The organism is Bacteroides sp. AF32-8BH (assembly GCF_003435205.1).
In the GTDB taxonomy this organism is placed as follows: Bacteria; Bacteroidota; Bacteroidia; order Bacteroidales; family Bacteroidaceae; genus Bacteroides; species Bacteroides ovatus.
Genome location: NZ_QVLZ01000007.1, coordinates 35,483 through 59,887 on the forward strand (window position 1 = coordinate 35,483; position 24,405 = coordinate 59,887).

Sequence of the window (24,405 nt, forward strand, 5' to 3'; positions counted from 1 at the left end):
CACTATCCTAATTGGCATCATCTTCCTCATTCCCTTATTTATCAATCACTTATCATACATTATCTAATTTTGGCACGCACTTTGATCTTTAATTAAACGTTAGCGAAAAGCAATAACCGATTCCTTAACACAAAGGTAGAGAATTGAAAACATATGTCTAATAATCATTAAAGCAAACGATTATGAAAAAATTAGTATTAGTAGTAGCAATGTTTATGTTTGTTTGTGGTGGTTCATTCCTTGTAAAGGCTCAGAGTTCTGCAGAAGCTGTGACAGCCCCGACAGAAATCAATGCAACAGTTGTCAATGATACAGTAGTAAAAGATACTGTAACTAAAGAAGACGCGCCTGCAAAGGCATCACTGGTTGCACTCGCCGCCAATGTCAATGATACAGTTGTCACAGACACTACATCAAAAGACAAACCGGCTGAGCCTGTCAAGGAATAACCTTGCCAACAACATGCAGGACATAGTCTGCCGAAGAATAGTAAGCACACTACAAAAAAAGCCATCCCTACTTTCGTCTATTCCGGGGATGGCTTTTTTATTATCCTATCTTCTTACAATTATTCTGTAGGAGTACTTGTTTCCAATATCGGATCTGTTTTCCAACTTGAAACAATATTTGCCGCCTCTGCTTCGAAGCTCTTTCCTGCCAAGGACACAAATGTCTTGGTATTACCATTTCCATTATTGAATAACCAATTAGCTACCATTCCATCCTTATCCTCACTCAACAACTTGCCGCTCTGCTCGGAGATCTGTTGATCCGACAAGGCTTTTGTCCAAATACGGGCATAACTGATAGCTCCGTTCAACCGGCGTTTACCATCAGACTGGCCGATGTAGAAATCAGAAGTAAGATTGATCTCTTTCAAATCATCCGGCGTACCGTTTGATAATTGAAGCGTTTCTCTGACACCATTTACATACAATGCAATCCGTTCGCTTCCGCTCTTACTATTATCCAATACCACAGCCACATCATACCACTTATTGGTTTCTATCTTAGTAGAGCCCTCATAGCGAATACTACCTTTATCATCTGCAGCAAGCTGAAGGAAACGTTCTTCATCATTGCTTCCTCCCTTATGCACGTCGACACGCAGCAGGAATTTCTTCTCTATACCCATCACCGTATTAATCCGGGCATTTCCATTGTCATTGCCATTCAACGACTCAATATTGAAACGAGCCTCAAATGTGATCGTACTCAAATTCTTTAGCGATTCATCTGCCGTACCATTATATTCAAACGGTACTTTAAAGTAATTACCGCTACCTAGGTTCGCTACTTTATCTGCCTGTACCACCGTAACGGTCAGACTTAATTCCTGTTCCGCTTCGTCTCTGACAAACACGGTAGTGATACCCGCTTTTTTACCTATTAAATTGAAACGAGTGTCATCCACCTGCTGAATAGCTACAATCTCTTCATCCTCTGCTGTCAGACTATAACCTCCGTTCCCTTTTTCTACCGTAATCATGATCTTATTGTTGACTCCCACTCTCGGTGTCAGGTTGGAGACATCGATAGAAATCGGATTTACCGTCACCTGAACCACTGCCTGTTTTCCTTTATGGTCTGTAAAAGTCACTGTTGTATGTCCGTTCTTCAAACCTGTCAAAGTATAGAAAGGACGGAACTGATCTGTATTAACCATGCTGACAACCGTTTCATCCTCCACCTCATAAGACAATTCATCATTGCTGGAAAAGTTTCCCATGCTAACAATCAGTTGCTTTTCACCGGCAACTTCCAAGATCACCTCCGGTTCATTCACTTCCAATTCAAATACACCTACATTCACAGAAATATTGGCAACTACTCCTTCTCCATCCATTACTTCGACGGTAGTGGCCCCATTCTGTGAGCCACTTTTTACAGTTATCAATTCGCCGGAAACGGTAGCCGTTGCAATGGCAGTGTTGAAACTTCTCACGGTATAGTTTCCGTTTCCAACCACTACATTCACTTTGGCTTCCTCATTCTGCCCGATACGTATTACCGGTTTGTTCACAATCAACTCTATCAAGTCTTTAGCCACATCGTCGTCATCATCGTCATCACAACCTGTAACGGCAAACGATAATACCGACAAAAGCAACAGACACATATATGTATAGATTCGTTTCATCTGATTTTCTTTTTAAAGTTATACATTCCTACCGGTTTACCATCCGGGATTTTGTTCAATGGTCGGTGTCTTCTGCAACTCACTCTGGCGAATCGGGAACAGATAATGCTGAATAGAGAACGTACGTTCTTCCACGCAGAAACGCTCCATTCTATATTTCACACCGTCAACCGTAATGGCCCCATTCTCATCCTGCACCGGACGCATTCCGTTAATCATTCGCTGGCAACGGGGCAATGCACCGTTATTGGCAGCCCAGTATTTCTGTGTACGTTTTGAATTGTCACTCCCGCTCGATTTCCAAAGGCTTTCCTTTGCTAGCTCTTCCTTACTGGTGGGTTCCAGATACAAGCGGCAAGTCCACGGACGTTTTCCTTCATAAAAAAGTTCCACGCGACGTTCGCGCTGAATGTATTCACGCATCAACTGTTGATTAGTCTTTACTTCCGGCGGCATCGGTTTCATAAAAGAACGTTCACGAACCGTATTCACCAATTTATAAGCTTCATCGATATCCTCGCCCAATTCATTACAAGCCTCTGCATAAATATAAATAAACTCCGGAAGACGCCAGATGGCGGGCGCATTGATACTGAAGTTACCGGATTTGTTCCATGACTCCTGTTGGAATTTACGTAAATAATAACCGGTAGTAGTTGCATTGGTAGCACCAATCTTATCGGAACCACTCGCCGTATTGATCGTTTTCGACTCGTTCTTATTATTACGGTAAGGAGCTCCGTGATAAATTACATCACGATAGAAACGCGGGTCACGAGTACCTTTCACATACGGATTAGTATCATCATAGCCACCTTTGCGGGCTTCTGCCGAATATACCGGATAGCCATAATCACCTACGATATATTCGTATTCATCCACTTGTTCCTGTACCGGTTGCTGGCGCGAACTTCCCTCACGGCTGGGCGGATAAATATCACCCTGCCATGCCTGATCCTTGCTCTTCGTCATAAAGAACACATACTCATTGGCAAAGGCATCCATATCATAAAACATATCCCACAAACGAGCATATACACGGCTGTCATTCAGATTACCGTCAGCCGGATCCTTGAAATCATTTGCATCATGTTTCGTATAGAGAGAATAACGCTTGGTTCCGCCGACTTCGAAATCCAGAACGGCTTTAGCCGCTTCTTTGGCTTTTCTCCAACGAGTAGCATCATAAGCATACTCATTTTCAAACACACGACGCAAGTTGTATCCATATTGAGAAGCACCGTTCCACAACGGAGTAGCCGCTACCCAGCGAACAAAAGAAATCAATCCCAGACAGGCTCCCTTATCCACACGCCCAAAATTCTCGGAAGTTTTCACATATTTATTAGGAACCATGCCATAAGCAGTTTGCGCATCCGTCACAATCTTTTCAACCATCGAATGAACAGATTCTTTCTTGAAGTCCATATTATCTCCGGCATTAATCACACGGTCAATATAAGGAGCTTCGCCATACATACGCAATAACAGCATGTGGAAATAACCACGCATGAAATACATCTCACCGATACGGTTGCGAAGATCACCATCCTGCTGTGGGTTGTCGGGCGTATTATACTTCTGTACATTTTCTATAATCAGGTTCGCTTTACGGATTCCTTCATAAAGAGCTTCCCAATATTGCCCTACACTACCGGGCAAAGAATTCGGGTTCCAGGCACCGTTATTGAAGTTATTCGTAATGTTTCCCTCTACGTTGGTTCCTTCACATTCGTCCGTAATGGCACTGTTGCTGAAGTGCTCGAAGAACACCAGCGGACGGTCTGCTTTCTTTGCAGCCGCATATACGTCGGAAACCAGTCCGTTCACTTTTTCGTAACGGGCAAAAACGTCCGCTTCCGTAATATTATCATCATCGTCCCGATCCAGGTAATCGCTACATGAAGTAAAGACCAACGGCAGGACCAATAAAGCAATTGCTGAAAATCTATATAACTTTTTCATATTTCTATCTTATTTAGAATGTTATATCAATACCAAAATTGAATACCTTTTGAATAGGATACCAGGAAGCTCCGTCTCCGGATTTCGTTTCCGGATCTATATCCACATCACCCAGTTTATCAAAAGTCAACAGATTCAGACCTTGTACATAGATACGTGCCTGTTGCACATGGAATTTACGTAATAATTTGGGTGATACATTGTAACCAATTTCCACATTCTTAAGACGCAGGTAGGAAGCATCATACAAAAACAAACTACTGTTTCCATTCTTGTTGTTATCATGTGTTCCATAATGCAATGCCGGATATTTGGCAGTAGCAGCCGTTTCCGGTGTCCAACGGTCCAGATGCATTTTCTTCACACGTCCGATCTTATCTTGTTCAAATTGCGGGAAATCAAATACAGCAGCCCCATTCAACAGAATAGATGATTTTGTCGCACCTTGCAATAATACACTAAAATCAAAGTTCTTATACTGGAAACCGAAAGGAATACCGAACATCAGTTCCGGACTACGCGGATTTCCCATTGCTGTACGGTCTTCATCATCAATCACTCCGTTACGATCCAAATCCTTATAAACAACATCTCCCGGAATTAATTGTCCCCACGGCTGATAACCGATCTTGTTCAAACGGTCAGCCTCTTCCTGATCGGCTACAAAATGATCGAACACATAAACGAAGTTTTCGTATAAACGTTTACCGGTTTCTTTACGCCAGGAGTTCTTGCGGGCAACTTCCGCTTTATATTCCAAACGGTTGCGGGAGAAAGTCAGGTTCGGACGAATATAGTAACGGAAATCCTTTCCAATCTTATCATTCCAGCTCAATTCGATATCCACACCGCGGTTGCTTACTTCACCCAGATTCTGTAAAGCTGCATCTTTACCTACAATATCCGGATATCCCATGATACCGTCACTATTCATATCTGTAATAATGTCAAAACGATATTCATAAAATGCATCTATCGTCAATGCCAAACGTTGGTTCAGGGTAGTAAAGTCAATACCGACATTCAGTTTACGGGCTTTCTCCCAAGTCAGATTCGCATTAGCCAGATTACCTTCGGAAGTACCGCCTACATTCGTACCAAAGTTATTACCGAAATCATAACCACTGCCACCACCGTAGAAAGCCAGATATGGGAAACGGCTGCTGACATTGTCACTACCTACCAAACCATAGGAGGCTCTTACTTTCAGGAAGTCAATCCAGGAAGCCTTTTTCATAAATTCCTCTTCAGAGACTACCCAACCGATTGAACCAGCTGGGAAGAACCCGTAACGTTTGCCCGGAGCGAAGTTTTCGGAACCATTGTAACCGAAGTTAAATTCCATCAGATACTTCTGATTATAATAATAAGCAAAGCGTCCGGTGATACCCTGGCTATGATAAGCCAGTTCATTGTTAACAGTACGGTTACCACGGTTTGCCAATAACATGGCGGTCACTTCGTGGCGGTTGCTAAACAAACGGTTGTAATCCAAACGTGCCTGTATATAAGTACGTCCGTCAGAAGCGTTATGACTGAATCCGTTGCCAATAGTCTGGTCAATATCATATTTGTTACCCGTTTTGTAAGCACCCGTATAGTGTCCGCCTGCCATATAAGCATCCGAACCTTCGATCGGCATAAACGTCGCATATTTCGGATATTCACGATAACCGTCTTTGTAAGTATCCAGTTTACGATTAATCCAGCGTCCTTCAGAAGCATCATAAGAGAACATCACTTCCGCTTTTAATCCTTTCGTCAGAAATTCCATATCCAGATTCATGGCAAAACTACCATTCAGATACGTGTTCTTTTCATTCAGATAACCGGTACGGCTCAATTCACCCAGAAGATTGTAACGGTAGATATTGTCACCATAAAGCATTCCACGAGGATTTTGCTGAATGTATTCCTCATTCTGCGGATGCGCATTTTCTTCCACCAGGATGGGCAGATATGGAGGCTGGGTAGCACAGATGGTCATCAGGCGACCGGCTGTTGTACCCGGTGCATTACGGTCGGTAATACGGGCCCCCAAATCCAAACGGGTACTCAAATAACGATTAATGTTGATATCGATGTTCGAACGGAAGTTGTAACGGGTGAACTTGGTTTGCGAGTCATATTCACCGGCATTCGAATATTTGTAGTTACCGCCTTGTGAAAAGTAATTGGCCAATACATAATAACGTACCTTGTCCGTACCTCCACGGATGGAGAGGCTGACATCTTCCTGCAAACCGGGTTTGAAGGCAAAATCATAATAATCCCAGTCATATCCCAAACCATCGGAGTTGTCTCCTTTCGCACGGCGGAAATTGTCAATCGCCTGTTGAGAGAAAAGGTTCAAACTGCTGATGTCTGCGCCCGTCATCTTGGCATCGTTCAATCTGGCTTCATTATATAAAGTTGCATAATCGGCAGAGCCTAAATATTCGGGGAAACCGATCGGCTGGTTAATACCGATAGAGGCTTTCAGGTTCACGGTTGCCTTTTCCGCTGCCTTACCACGTTTGGTAGTAATAACGATTACACCATTTGCACCACGGATACCATAAGCGGCAGTGGCGGAAGCATCTTTCAGGATAGTGAATGTTTCAATTTCATCCGGTGCGAGGTAACTCATGTCACGTTCGATTCCATCGACAATGACAATGGCACTCTGGTTACCGTAAGTTGCCTTACCACGGATAAACAATTCACTTTGATCCACACCCGGTTCACCACCCGCATACTGGTTTACAATCAACCCCGGCAGACGTCCGGCAAGCGCATTGTTGATATTGGCAGTAGGACTTTGCGTCAGATCTTTTGTCGTGATGGTAGCAACAGAACCGATCATCGTTTCTTTACGTTGTTTGGTATAACCTACCACAACCACTTCCTGCAAGGCTTTCGTATCTTCCTGTAGTAAGACAGTCAGTTCCTTCTTTGCACCGGGAACAATTTCCTGCGGCTGGTAACCCAGGTAAGAAAACACCAACGGAGCTTCCGCATAAGGCAGTTTCAATGTAAACTTACCATCCATATCTGTAATCGTACCTGCATTGGCCACCCCTTTCACGACAACAGACACACCGATCAACGGGTCATTTGTCGTCTTGTCCAATACCGTACCCGACACTGTTATTTTATGGTTTTGTGTGGCCTGCACCTTTGCCGTTCTTCCCGTTTGCGCCACACCCTGCAAAGGTATACCTGCAAGAAGAGTGCAAGAAACAGCCACCAGACAAATATTTCTTTTTATATGTATCATCTTTCTTTTCGATTTTCTATGTGTAATAAATCAATCTTATTCCTCTGCTTTCTTACCGAAATCCGGTCCGACCCAGTTGGCCTTTTCCGTTGCTTTACCTTGTACCCAGTCTTCATAACGAGCACGGATTTCAATCATTGTTGCTCCCGGGACTTCCGCATTCAAGGAGATTGTCAGGCGATCTTCCCTGTTGTCACGATTACCGAAGGTCGGTGCTTTTGCCCAATCGTACTCCCACACATAATAGCCTTCGGGATGAGCCAACGTCCAAAGCACATCAGAACAGCTGCGCAATGCAGCGATAAACTTATTCTTGGTCTTTTCCGGATAAAGGCTGTTAGTCGGCTGTTTCACCATATCCAGGAAGTAACGGACAAATATTCCACGGAATAAAAGATTATCTCCCGAATTTCCTTCACCACTGAATACCGGATAGTTGGAATCCATCTTCTTATTCACCTGGTAAGAGCCGAAAGCAACCGCATTACGAAGATATTCATCCTCACCGGTAGCGTTGTACAGCTCCAGGGCAGCCGCCATAAATGTTCCCTGATTATAAGACAAGGCTACTTTATCAGGATCTCCCGGTGTTCCGTCATCTTTAATACTAAGATTATCATATACCTGTCCGGTGGAAATATCACACAGATAAGCCGTCATCCAGTTGTATACCTCTTTGGCGAAGTTCAGGTAATAAGCAGCCTGCTCTTCCCAGCCATCTTTAGCCTCCTTAACGGTAAGTTGATACAATTTCATAGCCAGAAGGCAACCGGGACCATTGGAACAAGACATACGTGAAGCCAGCGCATCCGTTTTCCATGCCATTCCTCCTACCCCTTTATAGTCATTCTTCGCTCCCTTGATATGGTTCCACATCTTCATCAACGCACTGTAGTAATCCTGATCGCCAGTCAATTCATAAACCCGCAGACAAGACAGTGCCATCCATTCCATATCATCATAGAAGTTATTCCAGAAGTCTTTGCCACCATAACCGCAATGTTCATTCCAGTCATCAAAAGCCGGCAGGAAAGGTTTCATGATGTTTTCATACAAATGAGCTTGATATTCGGGATTGTTTGCGTGACGGATATAAGCATCGATCACGATGTCCAATGCATGTCCCTGCGACCATCCGCCGCTACCGCCCGTGCTTGCCGGTTCTCCGGTTTCCGGTGTATTCGGTTTTTCCCAGTAAATGCTTCCGCAAAAGGTATCCCGTCCGCTGGCATTCTCATAGAAATATTTGATATAAGTTCCCGTACTTTTGTCGGCTGCATCTGTCCAGTTCACATCCGACACATATTCACCGGATGAATTACCTTTGTAGATGTCTCCCAGATCGCCGTCGTCACAAGCTGTAAATATTGCCAGTGCACCGCTTAACAACAAAGCTCTTTTTGATAATGATACTATATAGTTCTTCATATTATTATTCAGTTTTAATCTTCATTCGTTTCCGAAGCTACCCAACGGTGGGTGTACGTTCCAAACTCTGCATTGAAATAGAGGGTTACATCGGTTTTCACCGTAGCATAATAGACATTTCCCTGCTTTTCGCCCCATTGCAGTAATTCGTCGCAGAAACGGAAACTGTAATCCCATGGATCTGTGCCCAATGCCAGTTGATATAAATTATAATAGCTGTTGTCGGTAGTCAGATTCGGTTGCCCTTTATCTTTCTCCTTATGTCCCCAACGGTAGGTTGTTCCGTTGATTTCCATCTTAAAGCTATGACGGGTTTCACCGCTTCCTGCCCAACTTTCCGTTTGTTTCCGGGCAGTATAATTCTTCACACCCCATTTGCCATATCCCAGATAGTTGAAATCCTGTCTATACCCACCCGAATGGTTATAAAGATATACAGCTCCTATTTCATCGTAACTGATCGTTTGTTCACCCATATTGATGGTAATCCGGTAGATGCCTGATTGAGGAACCGTAACTGTATAGTCTTCACCATCATTACGCTCACGCAACACTCCGTTGTCGTCTACATAATAATAGCATTTGCGACCTTCTACAGTAGACATAAATATAAATGGCTGGTCGGCTTTCAATTGAGTGAAAGTCTGATAGATTCCTTCATTCTGACGGAGCATTTGTTGTGCTTCCGCTTCATCACCATCATCTTCCGTACCCACGCCAGTGATATAAACCGGCTCGTTTTCAGAAGGCATATCATCAATGCCGTCCATCATAAAAATTACGAAATAACCTTCCAGACTACTAAGAGCCTGATCCAATCCGCAATAAGCACGCACCTTCCAACGCAGTGTGCCGTTGGTATTGCAACGGAATTTAGCCAGTTTACCTATTGTGTTTGCCTGATAATGGGTTAAAGTCAACTGTGATTCCAAACCGTTATTGTCAGAAAAGATCGTTTCTACCGGTTTGGTAAAGTCTCCCCCGATCGTATCAATCAATACTTCATAACGATATACTGTATTTCCGTGTTTCTCGGTAGGCGTCCATTTCAGAACAATATCCGTCAACGAAGCACCCGAAAGTACTACTCGCTCGCCACTAGCCATTGCATCCATTGTTCTAACAGGTTCAGGCGGAACAATCGGTTCATAATCATCCGGATCAAATCCCGGATTCAGTTTATTGTCACAAGCCGTCAGTCCGATAAGAAAAAACAGCAGGGCAAATTTGATTAGTTTTTTTGTTATCATATTGTTTCTCATATTATTATATTCCTAGTTTTAGTATGAATGAGGACATTCAATTGGTTCAAAGCGGCTCTTATCTCCATTATAAGTTGCAGGAAGTTCCGCTCCCCAGGCAGGTTTATTTTCGCTTATATTCTGCAAACAAACTTGCGCATCCAATCCGCTGCCGCCATTTCCCCAATTTTCAAAAACTGTAGTACCTCCGACACCTTTCGAGAATACCCAATATCCCATCAAGTCAGAGTGTTCTTCTGCATTAAGGATTTTGCACATATTCGCTTTAATTTCACTTTCGTCCAACGCTCTCTTCCACATCCGTGCCTGATAAACTTTGCAATATCCTACCCGATATGAATCTCCGGAACGTCCAATCAACAGTGCTTTATCATTTCCACCTACATCTGTCAGATTGAGAGATGAATTAGGGGCACAATCCTCATAAGAGTTATCTGCAGGAGTCAACGTTTCTCTCACCCCGTTTATATACATTTTATAAGCCTCTTTAGTACTTGATTTCGTTCCATCATATACAATGGCTATATGATACCATTTACCCGGAGTCTTACGTCCACCTTCCGAATCATCGCAATAAATAGTTTGCTGACTACGGAAACGGGGATCACTCTTACCATTAATTTTAGTGGCTATTTCAAAACGCGGATTCACATCCTTAGCTTCTGCACGAAGCAGGAATACACTTTCCAAACCTATAAACGATTGCATAGAACGAGTATAAGTCGGGTAGAACACAACCTCAAAAGTAAGCTGATTCATACTTTTCACCTCTGAATGTGATTCGGCATACTTTTTAATATCAATTTTAAAGCATACGTCATATTCCATACGATAACATACCGGATTCACATAAACTGGTAACGTCAATTTCTGACCTGCCGCATCAGACAGTTCCAGTGTGGTAGTCCCGAGCTTCTTTCCTGTTAGTTTTAACTTGGTAGCCCCGTCTTCCGTAATCAATTCTGCGGTTTTCAAATAGGTTTTATTATCATCTGTGAGTTGTGCCAACTTATAATCACCATTTCCTCTGGTAATAGCTATTTCTGTAGATGCCTCATAACCACCGATGATTAAAGAAGTTGCTTCATTTTCCAGTTTAAGGTTATATGGATTCACTTTCACCGAAATCTCCTCCACAGAACCTTTCTGGTCTGTCACAATCACTTTCACATCACCTCTAGCTTTGGGTTTCAAGGTAATCAGGTTCTCTTTTTCAGTAGCTTCCACAATCGTTGCATCCGTAGTAGGCTCGCCGTCTCCCACCTGATAAGTGAAACTATATCCGCCATTACCTCTCTCAATAGAGATATATTGAGATTCGGCATCCGGTTCGGCAAAAGTGGCTTCATCACTTTTCAGTGTCAGATCCACGATGTTCACTACCACAGGAATAGTGATTGTCTTACCTTTCTTATCTGTTATCGTAATATTTACCGGATCGGCTCCAGTCTCGAACTTGGCAGTCAACGGAATAACTTGTCCGGATAGTTCACCCACTTCCAAAAACTTATCAGCACCTTCCGGTATGGAAATCTGATAATCTCCGTTACCGGTCAAAATCTTCACCAGTCTCTTTTCACCGATAAAAAGGTCAAAACCTTCTTCCGGTGCATCTACCGTCAAATCCCAGAGTTTTGCTACCCGAACCAGCACTCTAGCCACTTTCTTACGTCCATCTACTATTAATATAGTGGTTTCCGTACGGTTATTTTCTTCCAACTGGCTATTTTCGGTAGCTTTAATAGTCACCTTATTACCATTGATTGTAGCCGTCGCCACGTTTTCATCAAATGGCTTCACATAATAATCGCCATTACCGGAGGTGATACTCACCGTAATTTCGTCTCCTTGTAGTAGTGTCACCGAATTATTATCGACAACCAGATCTGTTGCCGGTTTCACTTCCTGTTCTTCTTTATCATCACTGCACGAACCCATAAAAAATGGAATGGTCAATGCTGAAAGAAATAAAAAACTAAGTTTCCTTTTCATTAGATTAAAGATTAATAAATTAATACTTTTCAAGTTTATCTACTTAAAAACTTCGATGAGACAAAGATAAAATCACTAAACTCTACCAAAAGAAAATTAACTATCCTTTTTTACCTTTTGGCACGGATATTTACTATATTAACACGGATATTTACTTCTTCTTTTTCTTTAAAAATTCCCGCCACAGGCTACTGCTGAACCTCTTCCAAATGTTTCATCCGAAACTCTTTTGGCGTGCACTCATACTTTTCACGGAACACCTTAAAGAAAGTAACTTTGTTCGAGAATCCCGAATCGAATACAATTTCATCAATCGTCTTTTTAGTGGTCAGCAATAAATCTTTCGCTATGTGCAAACGACATTCCTTAATCAGATCGGTCGGGCTATCCTCTCCTATCTCTTCCATCTTCCGATAAAGACTCCGGGGACTGATTGCCAGTCGATCGGCGATATAACGCGGAGTCAAATCTTTGTTCGTTATATTATCATTGATAATCTTCAAAACCGACTGAAGGAACTTCTTCGACTCTTTATGCGTCAACTTCCCGTCCGACTTTTCAAAAGAACTGATCGGCGAACTGAAATAATTTTTCAACACCTCTTTCCGTTCTATCACCTGACAGACAGAGATACGAAGATACTCCGCACTAAACGGTTTTGTGATATACATTTCCGCACCGGCAGAAAGGGCTTCCATCTGTTGTTCCATCTCGTGTCGTCCGGAAACCACAATAATAGGAATATGCGCCGTCTCTTTCACCGATTTAATCCGCCTGGTCAGTTCAATGCCACCCATTCCCGGCATCATGACATCACAGATAATCACATTCGGATAAACCTCATTCATCACCTGATCCAGCCGTTCGGGATCTTGCAAGGTTACCACATTGAAGTCAGCCGAGAAGATTTCTCCAATAAACCATAGCATTTCGATTTCATCATCGACAACCAAAAGCGTAGGACGCATCTTATCAAACTCATACTGGGGAAGTTTCAATATCGGTTGAGTATCTATCTTGGGGATATATTCCGCCATCAGTCGTTTGGTTTCCGACACTCCGGTAGTCAGCTCCATGACCGGCAAGGTTAATGTAAACATCACCCATCCGTCAGAAGTGTTTTCCACTTTCAATGTACCATTCAGCAACTTAGCCATATTATAAGAAATAGCCAGCCCCAGGCCATTCCGTGAAAAGTTCTTTTCATCCTGATTCTCGAAATTATCCAAAATGGCATACCGATTAAAAATATACTGAAAATCCTTTTCCTTGATGGTACTTCCTTCATTTGCTACACGAAGAGCCAGCATATTTTCCCGGCTCGTATCCACTTCAATCTTGAGACTCTGTCCGTCGGGAGTATATTTAAAGGCATTAGAAATCAGATTAATAATGATCGTATTCAGGAATCCTTTGTCCGAGTTCCACATCACCTGCTCGGGTATCTTGCTCAAGAAAGTGATGTTTCTGGATTTAGCCATTTCAACAAACGTTTTGGCTATTCCTTTCACAATGGAAGACACATTCAATGATTCAACCCGCACTTCCCTGTTTCCCGTTTCAATCCGACGGAATTCGATCAACTCATGAATCAGGTTGTTGAGACGCTCCGCATTCGTCTGAATCATCTGTACGTAGTCCACGACAAATTTACTAAGTCCCTTCGATGAAAGGATCCGTCCGCAAGGACCATAAATCAAAGTCAGCGGAGTACAAAATTCATGTGCGATATTAGTAAAGAAACGAAGTTTGGACTCAAAGACATTCTTTTGATGGCGTTTCTCTATCTCGTTCAGCAATTCCTGCTTTTTACGTTTGGAGCGCAGGATAAAGGAACGTATCAGCAAGGCTGCCAGTAAAAGCAGACACAGGGCATAAATCAAATAAGCCCACCAGGAAGCATACCACGGATCACCTATACGAATCACCAGAGAATAGACATCACTCTCTTTATCAAAGACACTATTGTAATATTTCACCAGTAAGGTATATTCGCCGGGAGCCATATTCGTAAAAGAGACTCCGCTTTCCGAACCATTGTTTACCCATTGGTCACTCAATCCTTTTAGTTTATAGAAATAGGTACAGTTATTACCATTCAGATAATCCACAGAGGCAAATGAAACAGAAAAGAAATTCTGGTCATACTGCAAATTCAAGACTTCAGTTTCTTTTTTCCGGGTGAGAAATTCGCCCAGATTGTATTGTTCACCGAAGATAGACAGCTTATCAAAATAAACAGGAGGCATATAAAGCTGCTCCGGACGGCCATCCGCCCGGATAGCTACGACTCCATTGATTCCGCCAAAGAACAGAGTACCAGTCTGGGAATCCCGAAAAGCGGCTCCGTCACTAAACTCTACCACCTTTAAACCATCTCCAAAACCGTATGAACGAAAGACATTCCTTTTCGTATCGAAATTGATTAATCCAAGATTGGTGCTCAACCAGAAGTCGTCGGACGAGTTTCTAAGAATTGCATGAATGGTATTATTCAGGAAACCATTCTTGGCATTGAAGAGCTGATAAGAGGTTTCCGATGTGTACTTTATCAATCCGTAGCTCGTTCCGAAAAGATAGTTATTGCTGCTGTCTTTACTGATAGCGAGAATATTATTCAGGGTCATGTTTTCGTATTTGTGAGTAGACACCGGTTCCAGGCCATTCGTCGTTTCGTTATAGCGGAATACCCCATATCCTTTATTGCCAAACAACAGGTTGGCTTCATTCTCCGCATAAATAGTAAAGAAATAGTTCGATCCCAGTTCGCCGTCATTGATGATGTAACGTTGCGCATCCACAATCACCGGATTGTCCGGTGTTCCGGCAATACGAGCTTTCACCACTCCCATGCCGACACTCGCCAGCCACAGTTCGGAATCTGCTGTTTCGTAAATGTCATGGATGTATTTGAAATCTTCGTTACCGATCCGTATTGGTATACTCTTGATACGTTTTTCCCGATATGAATAATAAGTTAATCCTTCTTCGTCTCCTATCCAAAGCAAATTCCGGTGGCTCTTGGCAAAACAATAAACGGCATTACTACTCAAAGCACTATTAGAGGTAGTCAACACCTCTGCCCGACAGTCGGAGATGTTTTTATCGAATTCGTAATCATAGATTTTAAGAATTCCGTTTCCTTTGGTTCCCACCCAGAAAGTACATTCATCATCAAGATAGATGGCACGCACGGGGCGTTCTATTTTCTCGGTGTAATTGCTAAGCACCATTGATTTGATAGAATAAAGCGGGTTCGAATAAAGATAAACGCCCTGTCCGTCAGTACCAATCCAGACAACATCCTGAAAACGGTCTTTCTTGAGACAGAATACACCGCTGTTGATAGGTAACGACTGAATTTGATAATGATCCGTCTCCTTCTGTTTTTCCAACAGGAGAATGCCATCCATCAAAAAGCCCACAAAATAGCTGTTATGATAATGAACAATGGACGAAATTTTGCCACGTTCCTGTATTTCCTTACCTAGATTGGCAATAAACTCATTCTTCTGGGTCGGAATATGGAAAGCATAGAAATTAAATTCCTTGTCTATGTAATAAAGAGATTGCTCGTCATTGAAACAATAAATCAAGGAAGTCTGATAAATCAGGTTCGTTTTCTGGGGTAACAGGGTGATATCTCCCGATGCGGCTTCCTGCTGTATATCATAACAGCGGTTATATCCTTTCATGACTACCCACATCCGGTTGTTACCGTCGATAAAGAAGTTTACGATATCGGAAATCGGGATTCCCGTGATATTGATTTTCTTGAAGACTCCTTCTTTTTTATGATAATAATAAATGCAGTTACTATCCTGGATAATGAACAGATTACCATGACTATCTTTATTCATAAAGAAGAGTTTCTGAAATTCATTATAGTGAGTGATTGTATTGGTTTTCCGGTTCAAACGGTTCAGCCCATAGTAGGTTTGAATCCAGTAAACATCTTCGCCCGTATACACAATATTGTCAATCAGATTACCAGATAAGTAATCCTCTTTGTCACGAGTCTTAAATTCCTCAATCTCCTGTCCATCATAAATATTCAGTCCGTCGCAGGTCCCGAACCACATCAATCCACGCTCATCCTGGCACAGAGATGTAATCGAACTATTAGACATATACTCTTTATCTGCAACTTGCTTCAAATTATAAGCATAAGCGTTATGTATCAACAGATTAAGAAAAAATAATAGAATATAAACCGACTGTTTTCCCATAGTGTATTATTCTTAGATTTGCTATATGACAAAGGTAAACAAAAAAACATTCCGAGCTTTTTTTTGACCGGAATATAAGTAAATTTCCGTGCCAGAGTAGTTAATTTTAGCGACAAGAGGAGATTTAACCTCTCTATTACTAGAAGCACATTCCTTTTCTCCCTATTTTCGTCGTAGAAATTATTTTCAAATCTATAAATTCATTTGTTCATGAAAACACATTTTTCATTTAAACACTTGCTATTTCTTGGAGGTGCCGTGTTGTACAGCCTGCAATCTTCTGCCGTTAAGAATCCGGTAGACTATGTCAGCACACTGGTAGGCACTCAATCCAAGTTTGAACTGTCTACCGGAAACACGTATCCGGCTACGGCATTGCCGTGGGGAATGAATTTCTGGACACCGCAGACCGGTAAAATGGGAGACGGTTGGGCGTACACGTATGATGCCGACAAAATCCGGGGATTCAAACAAACACATCAGCCCAGTCCCTGGATGAACGACTACGGGCAGTTTGCCATCATGCCTATCACCGGCGGACTGGTATTCGATCAAGACCGACGTGCCAGTTGGTTCTCTCACAAAGCGGAAGTTGCCAAACCTTATTATTATAAGGTATACCTTGCCGACCATGATGTAACAACCGAGCTTGCTCCTACGGAGCGCGCCGTCATGTTCCGTTTCACGTATCCGGAGACAAAGAATGCCTACGTGATTGTAGACGCTTTCGACAAAGGTTCTTATGTGAAAGTAATTCCGGAAGAAAACAAGATTATCGGTTATTCAACAAAGAATAGCGGCGGTGTGCCGGAAAACTTCAAAAACTATTTCGTGATTCAATTCGACAAACCGTTCACATTCGTTTCCACAGTTTTCGAAAACAACATTCTTCCGAATGAAACAGAAGCAAAAGGAAACCACACAGGGGCCGTGATCGGATTCGCCACGAAAAAGGGAGAAATCGTACACGCACGTGTTGCTTCCTCCTTTATTAGCCCCGAACAGGCGGAGTTGAATCTCAAAGAGCTTGGCAAAAACAGTTTCGACCAACTGGTAGCGAACGGAAGAGAGATTTGGAACCGTGAAATGAGTAAAATAGAGATAGAAGACGATAATATCGATAATTTACGCACCTTCTATTCCTGTTTATACCGTTCCATGCTTTTTCCACGCAGTTTCTACGAGATAGATGCTAAGGGACAAGTCATGCATTACAGCCCCTACAACGGCGAAGTGCGTCCCGGTTATATGTTTACCGACACCGGATTCTGGGACACGTTCCGCTGCTTGTTCCCTTTCCTCAACCTGATGTATCCGTCAATGAATCAAAAGATGCAGGAGGGACTAGTAAATACTTACAAGGAAAGCGGTTTCCTGCCGGAATGGGCCAGCCCGGGACATCGGGATTGTATGGTAGGCAACAACTCGGCTTCCGTAGTGGCCGACGCTTACATCAAAGGATTGCGAGGATATGATATCGAAACTCTTTGGGAAGCATTGAAACATGGAGCAAATGCACATCTTCGCGGGACTGCTTCAGGTCGTCTCGGTTACGAATCTTACAACCAACTGGGATATGTTGCCAACAATATCGGCATAGGACAAAACGTTGCACGTACACTGGAGTATGCATATAACGACTGGGCAATTTATACATTAGGCAAGAAACTCGGTAAACCGGAGAGCGAAATCGACATTTATAAGAAACGCGCGCTGAACTACAAAAATGTCTATCACCCGGAACGCAAACTGATGGTTGGCAAAGACAACAAAGGCGTATTCAATCCGAATTTCGATGCAGTGGACTGGAGCGGTGAATTTTGCGAAGGGAATAGCTGGCACTGGAGCTTCTGCGTATTCCACGACCCGCAAGGACTTATCAACCTGATGGGAGGCAAGAAAGAATTCAACGCGATGATGGATTCCGTCTTTGTCATCCCGGGTAAACTGGGAATGGAAAGCCGCGGCATGATTCACGAAATGCGTGAAATGCAAGTAATGAACATGGGGCAATATGCGCACGGCAACCAGCCTATTCAGCACATGGTATATCTCTACAACTATTCGAGCGAGCCCTGGAAAGCCCAATACTGGATACGTGAGATTATGAACAAGCTATATACCGCCGGTCCCGACGGTTATTGCGGTGACGAAGACAACGGACAGACTTCCGCCTGGTATGTATTCTCCGCACTCGGTTTCTATCCGGTTTGCCCGGGAACGGATGAATATATCATAGGAACCCCGCTTTTCAAATCAGCGAAGTTACATCTGGAGAACGGAAAGACCATCACAATCAAGGCAGATAACAACCAGCTTGACAACCGCTACATCAAGGAAATGAAAGTAAACGGGAAATCACAAACCCGTAATTTCCTTACACATGACCAGCTGATTAAAGGTGCTAATATTCAATTTCAAATGAGCCCCGTACCCAATAAACAACGGGGAACCACAGAAAAAGATGTACCTTACTCTCTTTCGTTTGAATAAAATATTGTACTTTTGGAGATCAATGAATTATCTACCAAACAAACTATAAAAACATGAAACTGAAAAACCTTTTACTAATTGCCCTTGTTGCGATCGTCTTTTGCGGTTGTCAAAGTAACTATCAGCCTACTTCTATCACCGTTGCCTCCTACAATTTGAGAAACGCCAACGGTGGCGATTCAATCAACGGAAACGGTTGGGGACAACGTTACCCGGTCATTGCCCAAATAGTGCAATACCACGATTTCGATATTTTCGGCACGCAGGAGTGCTTTATTCATCAACTGAAAGATATGAAAGAAGCATTACCCGGTTATGATTATATCGGTGTAGGTCGCGACGACGGCAAAGAGAAAGGTGAACATTCTGCTATTTTCTATCGCACAGACAAGTTTGACGTGATAGAGAAAGGTGATTTTTGGTTGTCGGAAACTCCCGACGTGCCGAGCAAAGGATGGGATGCCGTGTTGCCGCGTATTTGCAGTTGGGGACACTTCAAATGCAAAGATACCGGCTTCGAATTCCTTTTCTTCAACCTGCACATGGACCATATCGGCAAGAAAGCACGCGTGGAAAGTGCATTCCTCGTACAGGACAAGATGAAAGAACTTGGCAAAGGCAAAGAGCTTCCGGCCATCCTGACGGGAGACTTCAATGTCGACCAGACCCACCAGTCTTATGATGCTTTTGTGAGCAAAGGGGTGTTGTGCGACTCTTACGAGAAGGCCGGCTTCCGCTATGCTATCAACGGCACGTTCAACGACTTCGACCCGAACAGCTTTACGGAAAGCCGTATCGACCATATATTCGTTTCTCCGTCTTTCCAAGTGAAAAGATATGGTGTGCTGACTGATACTTACCGCAGCATCGTAGGCAAGGGAGAAAAGAAGCAGGCGAACGATTGCCCGGAAGAAATCGACATCAAGACTTATCAGGCGCGCACTCCTTCAGACCATTTCCCCGTAAAGGTGGAACTGGAGTTCGACCAGCGTCAGCAGAAATAATCTTTGTATCTAGTTATAACCTGAAAGTTTCACCACACAACCCGATATTCCTATGAGAAATATATGTTTTGTAGCCTGTATGTTATTTTGCCTTACTTCCGCAGTGGGAAAGACACCGGGAAATACCCGTTATCTTTCTATTGCCGACTCGATTCTATCTAATGTATTGAATCTCTATCAGACGAATGACGGACTACTAACAGAAACGTATCCTGTCAATCCCGACCAAAAAATTACTTATCTGGCGGGCGGAACGCAGCAGAACGGAACGCTGAAGGCTTCTTTTCTATGGCCGTATTCCGGGATGATGTCGGGTTGTGTGGCTTTATACAAAGCGACCGGAAACAAGAAGTACAAAAAGATTCTCGAGAAAAGAATTCTACCGGGAATGGAGCAGTATTGGGATAACAGTCGCTTGCCGGCCTGTTATCAGTCATACCCCACCAAGTACGGGCAGCACGGACGTTATTATGACGATAACATCTGGATTGCACTGGATTACTGCGATTATTACCAACTGACTCACAAGCCTGCATCTTTGGAAAAAGCCGTTGCATTGTATCAATATATCTACAGTGGATGGAGCGATGAGATAGGCGGTGGCATCTTTTGGTGTGAACAGCAGAAGGAAGCGAAGCATACTTGTTCCAATGCACCGTCTACTGTGCTCGGTGTCAAGTTGTACCGGCTGACGAAGGATGCCAAATACCTCGAAAAAGCAAAAGAGACGTATGCCTGGACGAAAAAGCATCTGTGCGACCCTACCGACCATCTTTACTGGGATAACATCAACCTGAAAGGGAAAGTTTCCAAAGAGAAGTACGCCTACAACAGTGGACAGATGATTCAGGCGGGCGTATTGCTCTATGAAGAAACAGGAGATGAACAGTATTTGCGCGATGCACAGCAGACAGCCGCAGGAACTGATGCTTTTTTCCGCACAAAAGCCGACAAGAAAGGCCCGACTGTCAAAGTGCATAAAGACATGGCCTGGTTTAACGTGATCTTATTCAGAGGACTGAAAGCTCTGTATAAGATTGACAAGAATCCGGCGTATGTCAATGCGATGGTGGAAAATGCGCTTCACGCCTGGGAAAACTACCGGGATGAAAACGGATTATTAGGCAGGGATTGGTCGGGACATAACAAGGAGCAGTATAAATGGCTGCTCGACAATGCCTGTCTTATTGAATTCTTTGCAGAGATTTAACACTTCTTCTCCGCAACACTTTCATAATCAATACTAATCAACAAAAAAAGACTATTACCATGAATATAACTAAAGCCTTTTGTTTGTCCATAGCACTCTTTGGTGCTAGCAATATGCAGGCTATAACGAACAGTGATTTTGTCATCCAACAAGATAATACCAAAATCAACAACTATCAGACGAACCGTCCGGAAGCATCGAAACGTCTGTTTGTCTCGCAAGCTGTGGAACAACAGATTGCGCATATCAAGCAACTGCTGACGAATGCCCGCTTGGCATGGATGTTCGAAAACTGTTTCCCGAACACATTGGACACTACTGTTCATTTTGACGGTAAAGACGATACGTTTGTTTATACAGGTGACATCCACGCTATGTGGTTGCGCGATTCGGGTGCACAAGTATGGCCTTACGTGCAACTCGCCAACAAAGACGCAGAACTGAAAAAAATGCTCGCCGGCGTTATCAAACGTCAGTTCAAGTGTATCAATATCGACCCGTATGCCAATGCTTTCAACATGAATTCCGAAGGCGGCGAATGGATAAGTGACCTTACGGACATGAAGCCCGAACTGCACGAACGCAAATGGGAAATCGACTCGCTCTGTTATCCTATCCGTCTCGCTTATCATTACTGGAAGACGACGGGAGACGCCAGTATATTCTCCGACGAATGGCTTACAGCCATCGCCAAGGTTCTGAAAACGTTTAAGGAACAGCAACGAAAAGAAGATCCGAAAGGTCCTTATCGTTTCCAACGTAAAACGGAACGTGCACTCGATACGATGACCAACGACGGCTGGGGTAATCCTGTAAAGCCGGTCGGACTGATTGCTTCTGCTTTCCGTCCTTCGGATGATGCTACAACTTTCCAGTTCCTCGTTCCATCCAACTTCTTTGCTGTAACTTCATTGCGCAAAGCTGCCGAAATTCTGAATACAGTCAACAAGAAACCTGATTTAGCTAAAGAATGTACTACACTGTCGAACGAAGTGGAAGCAGCCCTGAAAAAATATGCGGTTTACAATCATCCGAAATATGGCAAAATCTATGCTTTCGAAGTGGATGGTTTCGGCAACCAACTGTTAATGGATGATGCCAATGTGCCGAGTCTCATTGCCCTGCCTTATCTTGGAGATGTGAAAGTGAACGATCCTATTTATCAGAATACCCGTAAGTTTGTATGGAGCGAAGATAATCCTTACTTCTTCAAAGGTACTGCCGGTGAAGGAATTGGCGGTCCGCACATCGGATATGATATGATTTGGCCCATGAGTATTATGATGAAAGCATTCACCAGTCAAAACGACGCAGAAATCAAGACCTGTATCAAAATGCTGATGGATACGGATGCCGGAACAGGGTTCATGCATGAATCTTTCCACAAGAACGACCCGAAAAACTTTACTCGTTCCTGGTTTGCATGGCAAAATACGCTGTTCGGAGAACTAATCCTAAAACTCGTGAATGAAGGAAAGGTAGACTTGCTGAATAGTATCCAATAGTCTTCTATTATGTTTTTATTGTATTCCCGCTTATGAGATAACTGTTTCTAACCTTGAAGCTTACGCTTCCAAAGTAGTTTCAAGGTTGAAGAACTTTAGTTTCACGCCTTTGAAACCATAGTTTCAAGTAAGAGAAACTAGAGTTTCTCACCGATGAAACTAAAGTTTCCCGCTGACGAAACAAAAGTTTCAAGCAATAGAACTTTTAGTTTCAAGTACAGAAACTCTCTCTTCTGTAATAGTCTGATAATCCTTGAATACCGCTCCGGATAGAGAAATAAGTACCCACATAGCAGAGAAACAATAAAATCCTTGCTTTCAACAAAGTGACAGCAAAGTTGTCGTCACCTTGCCGTCACATCATGCTGTCACACTGCAGTATATTTATAATCAATCATTTATGCCCAATCAGGTGACAGATGACAGCATTTTATTTATTTTCCAATTTATATGTAGGGAGTATATGACTCCTAAAAAATAAATGACCCATATAATATGAACAATATGAAATCAACTTTTTTATTCCTACTTACTACAACCATGATGACCTGTACTGCCTACGGACAGTCTTCCAATCATAAAGAGAACAAATTACCCGATTGGGCTTTCGGTGGTTTTGAACGTCCAAAGAATGTCAATCCGATAATATCTCCTATAGAAAACACCAAGTTTTACTGTCCATTGACCAAAGATTCTATTGCGTGGGAATCGAACGATACATTCAATCCGGCTGCTACACTCTACAATGGTGAGATTGTCGTGTTATACCGTGCAGAGGATAAATCAGGTGTCGGTATCGGACACCGGACTTCTCGCCTCGGTTATGCCACTTCTACCGACGGCACACATTTCCAACGGGAAAAGACTCCTGTATTCTATCCGGATAATGATTCACAAAAAGAGTTGGAATGGCCCGGCGGCTGCGAAGACCCACGAATTGCCGTAACCGATGACGGATTATATGTAATGATGTACACCCAATGGAATCGCCATGTACCTCGCCTGGCAGTAGCGACCTCCCGCAATCTAAAAGACTGGACAAAACACGGTCCTGCTTTTGCCAAAGCATTTGATGGAAAGTTCTTCAACCTGGGTTGTAAGTCCGGCTCTATCCTGACCGAAGTTGTTAAAGGGAAACAGGTTATCAAGAAAGTCAACGGGAAATACTTTATGTACTGGGGAGAGGAGCATGTATTCGCAGCTACTTCCGACGACTTAATCCACTGGACACCGATTGTCAACATTGACGGTTCCCTAAAGAAGCTGTTTTCTCCCCGTGACGGCTACTTCGACAGCCATCTCACCGAATGTGGGCCTCCAGCTATCTACACTCCGAAAGGAATTGTCCTTCTTTATAATGGTAAGAACCATTCAGGAAGAGGTGACAAACGCTATACCGCCAATGTCTATGCTGCCGGACAAGCACTCTTCGACGCCAATGATCCTACCCGCTTTATCACCCGTCTCGATGAACCGTTCTTCCGTCCGATGGATAGCTTTGAAAAGAGTGGGCAATATGTGGATGGAACCGTATTTATAGAAGGAATGGTCTACTTCAAAAACAAATGGTATTTGTATTATGGTTGTGCTGACTCCAAAGTAGGAGTAGCCGTTTATGATCCGAAACGACCGGCAAAAGCTGATCCGCTTCCATAGTTATAAAAATAGTCTTGATTACATTCTTTTTTAAAGGAAAGATGTAATCAGGACTAACTTATTTCTTAAAACTATATTCCCCAAAACGGCTGAAAACAGTAAGTTCTTGTTAAGGATTTGCTTTTCAGCCGTTTCTAGTATAAAATAAAGCTTTCCGAAGCAGAATTAAATGCTACAATCGGAAAGCCTTATAATACCTATTGAAAACTGAATTGAATATTGAGAACCAGCTTTATTCTTTCATTGTCGGAGGCTTCTTCCT

13 protein-coding genes are annotated in these 24,405 nt (G+C 43.0%); 6 read left to right on the forward strand and 7 right to left on the reverse strand.

Going from position 1 to position 24,405, the window contains the following annotated elements:
- Positions 1–182: 182 nt before the first annotated feature.
- Positions 183–449, forward strand: coding sequence for a hypothetical protein (locus DWZ47_RS06330; protein WP_004299920.1), 267 nt, complete (start codon positions 183–185; stop codon positions 447–449).
- Between the two features lie 119 nt (positions 450–568).
- Here DWZ47_RS06330 and DWZ47_RS06335 read toward each other — a convergent pair whose 3' ends face one another.
- The 7 genes from DWZ47_RS06335 to DWZ47_RS06365 form a co-directional block, all read right to left on the reverse strand.
- Positions 569–2,140, reverse strand: a complete 1,572-nt coding sequence (locus DWZ47_RS06335) for a LamG domain-containing protein (RefSeq protein WP_022276192.1) — start codon at positions 2,138–2,140, stop codon at positions 569–571.
- Between the two features lie 36 nt (positions 2,141–2,176).
- Complete coding sequence (locus tag DWZ47_RS06340) at positions 2,177–4,105, reverse strand: RagB/SusD family nutrient uptake outer membrane protein (protein ID WP_004299918.1); 1,929 nt, start codon at positions 4,103–4,105, stop codon at positions 2,177–2,179.
- A 13-nt stretch (positions 4,106–4,118) separates the two neighbouring features.
- Entirely contained in the window at positions 4,119–7,364 is a 3,246-nt protein-coding gene (locus DWZ47_RS06345; protein WP_008649705.1) for a SusC/RagA family TonB-linked outer membrane protein, read from the reverse strand.
- Between the two features lie 36 nt (positions 7,365–7,400).
- Positions 7,401–8,792, reverse strand: a complete 1,392-nt coding sequence (locus DWZ47_RS06350) for a glycoside hydrolase family 76 protein (protein WP_117512591.1) — start codon at positions 8,790–8,792, stop codon at positions 7,401–7,403.
- A 14-nt stretch (positions 8,793–8,806) separates the two neighbouring features.
- The gene (locus DWZ47_RS06355) at positions 8,807–10,054 is read right to left on the reverse strand and encodes a SusE domain-containing protein (protein WP_004299915.1); all 1,248 of its coding nucleotides are present in this window, start codon (positions 10,052–10,054) and stop codon (positions 8,807–8,809) included.
- 18 nt (positions 10,055–10,072) lie between these two features.
- Positions 10,073–12,046, reverse strand: a complete 1,974-nt coding sequence (locus DWZ47_RS06360) for a LamG-like jellyroll fold domain-containing protein (RefSeq protein WP_004304946.1) — start codon at positions 12,044–12,046, stop codon at positions 10,073–10,075.
- Positions 12,047–12,234: 188 nt separating this feature from the next.
- The gene (locus DWZ47_RS06365; protein ID WP_117512592.1) at positions 12,235–16,275 is read right to left on the reverse strand and encodes a response regulator; all 4,041 of its coding nucleotides are present in this window, start codon (positions 16,273–16,275) and stop codon (positions 12,235–12,237) included.
- A gap of 210 nt (positions 16,276–16,485) precedes the next feature.
- Between DWZ47_RS06365 and DWZ47_RS06375 the strand changes: the two genes are divergently transcribed.
- The 5 genes from DWZ47_RS06375 (at position 16,486) to DWZ47_RS06395 (ending at position 24,143) form a co-directional block, all read left to right on the forward strand.
- A complete protein-coding gene (locus DWZ47_RS06375; protein ID WP_117512593.1) occupies positions 16,486–18,768 on the forward strand; it encodes a GH92 family glycosyl hydrolase in 2,283 nt (760 codons plus the stop codon).
- A 53-nt stretch (positions 18,769–18,821) separates the two neighbouring features.
- Positions 18,822–19,772 (forward strand): endonuclease/exonuclease/phosphatase family protein, encoded by a 951-nt coding sequence (locus DWZ47_RS06380; RefSeq protein ID WP_004304952.1) that lies wholly within the window; start codon positions 18,822–18,824, stop codon positions 19,770–19,772.
- Positions 19,773–19,824: 52 nt separating this feature from the next.
- Positions 19,825–20,982: a glycoside hydrolase family 76 protein gene (locus tag DWZ47_RS06385; RefSeq protein ID WP_117512594.1), complete on the forward strand. Its 1,158-nt coding sequence runs from the start codon at positions 19,825–19,827 to the stop codon at positions 20,980–20,982.
- Positions 20,983–21,041: 59 nt separating this feature from the next.
- A complete protein-coding gene (locus tag DWZ47_RS06390; RefSeq protein WP_117512595.1) occupies positions 21,042–22,487 on the forward strand; it encodes a glycoside hydrolase family 125 protein in 1,446 nt (481 codons plus the stop codon).
- A gap of 495 nt (positions 22,488–22,982) precedes the next feature.
- A complete protein-coding gene (locus DWZ47_RS06395) occupies positions 22,983–24,143 on the forward strand; it encodes a glycoside hydrolase family 130 protein (RefSeq protein ID WP_199488146.1) in 1,161 nt (386 codons plus the stop codon).
- Positions 24,144–24,405: the final 262 nt, after the last annotated feature.

What these genes read in the sequence shown, in the direction of transcription:
- DWZ47_RS06330 (WP_004299920.1), top strand. Translation starts at nt 183, where the DNA reads ATGAAAAAATTAGTATTAGTAGTAGCAATGTTTATGTTTGTTTGTGGT.
- DWZ47_RS06345 (WP_008649705.1), bottom strand. Translation starts at nt 7,364, where the DNA reads ATGATACATATAAAAAGAAATATTTGTCTGGTGGCTGTTTCTTGCACT.
- DWZ47_RS06360 (WP_004304946.1), bottom strand. Translation starts at nt 12,046, where the DNA reads ATGAAAAGGAAACTTAGTTTTTTATTTCTTTCAGCATTGACCATTCCA.
- DWZ47_RS06375 (WP_117512593.1), top strand. Translation starts at nt 16,486, where the DNA reads ATGAAAACACATTTTTCATTTAAACACTTGCTATTTCTTGGAGGTGCC.
- DWZ47_RS06390 (WP_117512595.1), top strand. Translation starts at nt 21,042, where the DNA reads ATGAATATAACTAAAGCCTTTTGTTTGTCCATAGCACTCTTTGGTGCT.
- DWZ47_RS06380 (WP_004304952.1), top strand. Translation starts at nt 18,822, where the DNA reads ATGAAACTGAAAAACCTTTTACTAATTGCCCTTGTTGCGATCGTCTTT.
- DWZ47_RS06350 (WP_117512591.1), bottom strand. Translation starts at nt 8,792, where the DNA reads ATGAAGAACTATATAGTATCATTATCAAAAAGAGCTTTGTTGTTAAGC.
- DWZ47_RS06365 (WP_117512592.1), bottom strand. Translation starts at nt 16,275, where the DNA reads ATGGGAAAACAGTCGGTTTATATTCTATTATTTTTTCTTAATCTGTTG.
- DWZ47_RS06395 (WP_199488146.1), top strand. Translation starts at nt 22,983, where the DNA reads ATGAACAATATGAAATCAACTTTTTTATTCCTACTTACTACAACCATG.
- DWZ47_RS06340 (WP_004299918.1), bottom strand. Translation starts at nt 4,105, where the DNA reads ATGAAAAAGTTATATAGATTTTCAGCAATTGCTTTATTGGTCCTGCCG.
- DWZ47_RS06335 (WP_022276192.1), bottom strand. Translation starts at nt 2,140, where the DNA reads ATGAAACGAATCTATACATATATGTGTCTGTTGCTTTTGTCGGTATTA.
- DWZ47_RS06385 (WP_117512594.1), top strand. Translation starts at nt 19,825, where the DNA reads ATGAGAAATATATGTTTTGTAGCCTGTATGTTATTTTGCCTTACTTCC.
- DWZ47_RS06355 (WP_004299915.1), bottom strand. Translation starts at nt 10,054, where the DNA reads ATGAGAAACAATATGATAACAAAAAAACTAATCAAATTTGCCCTGCTG.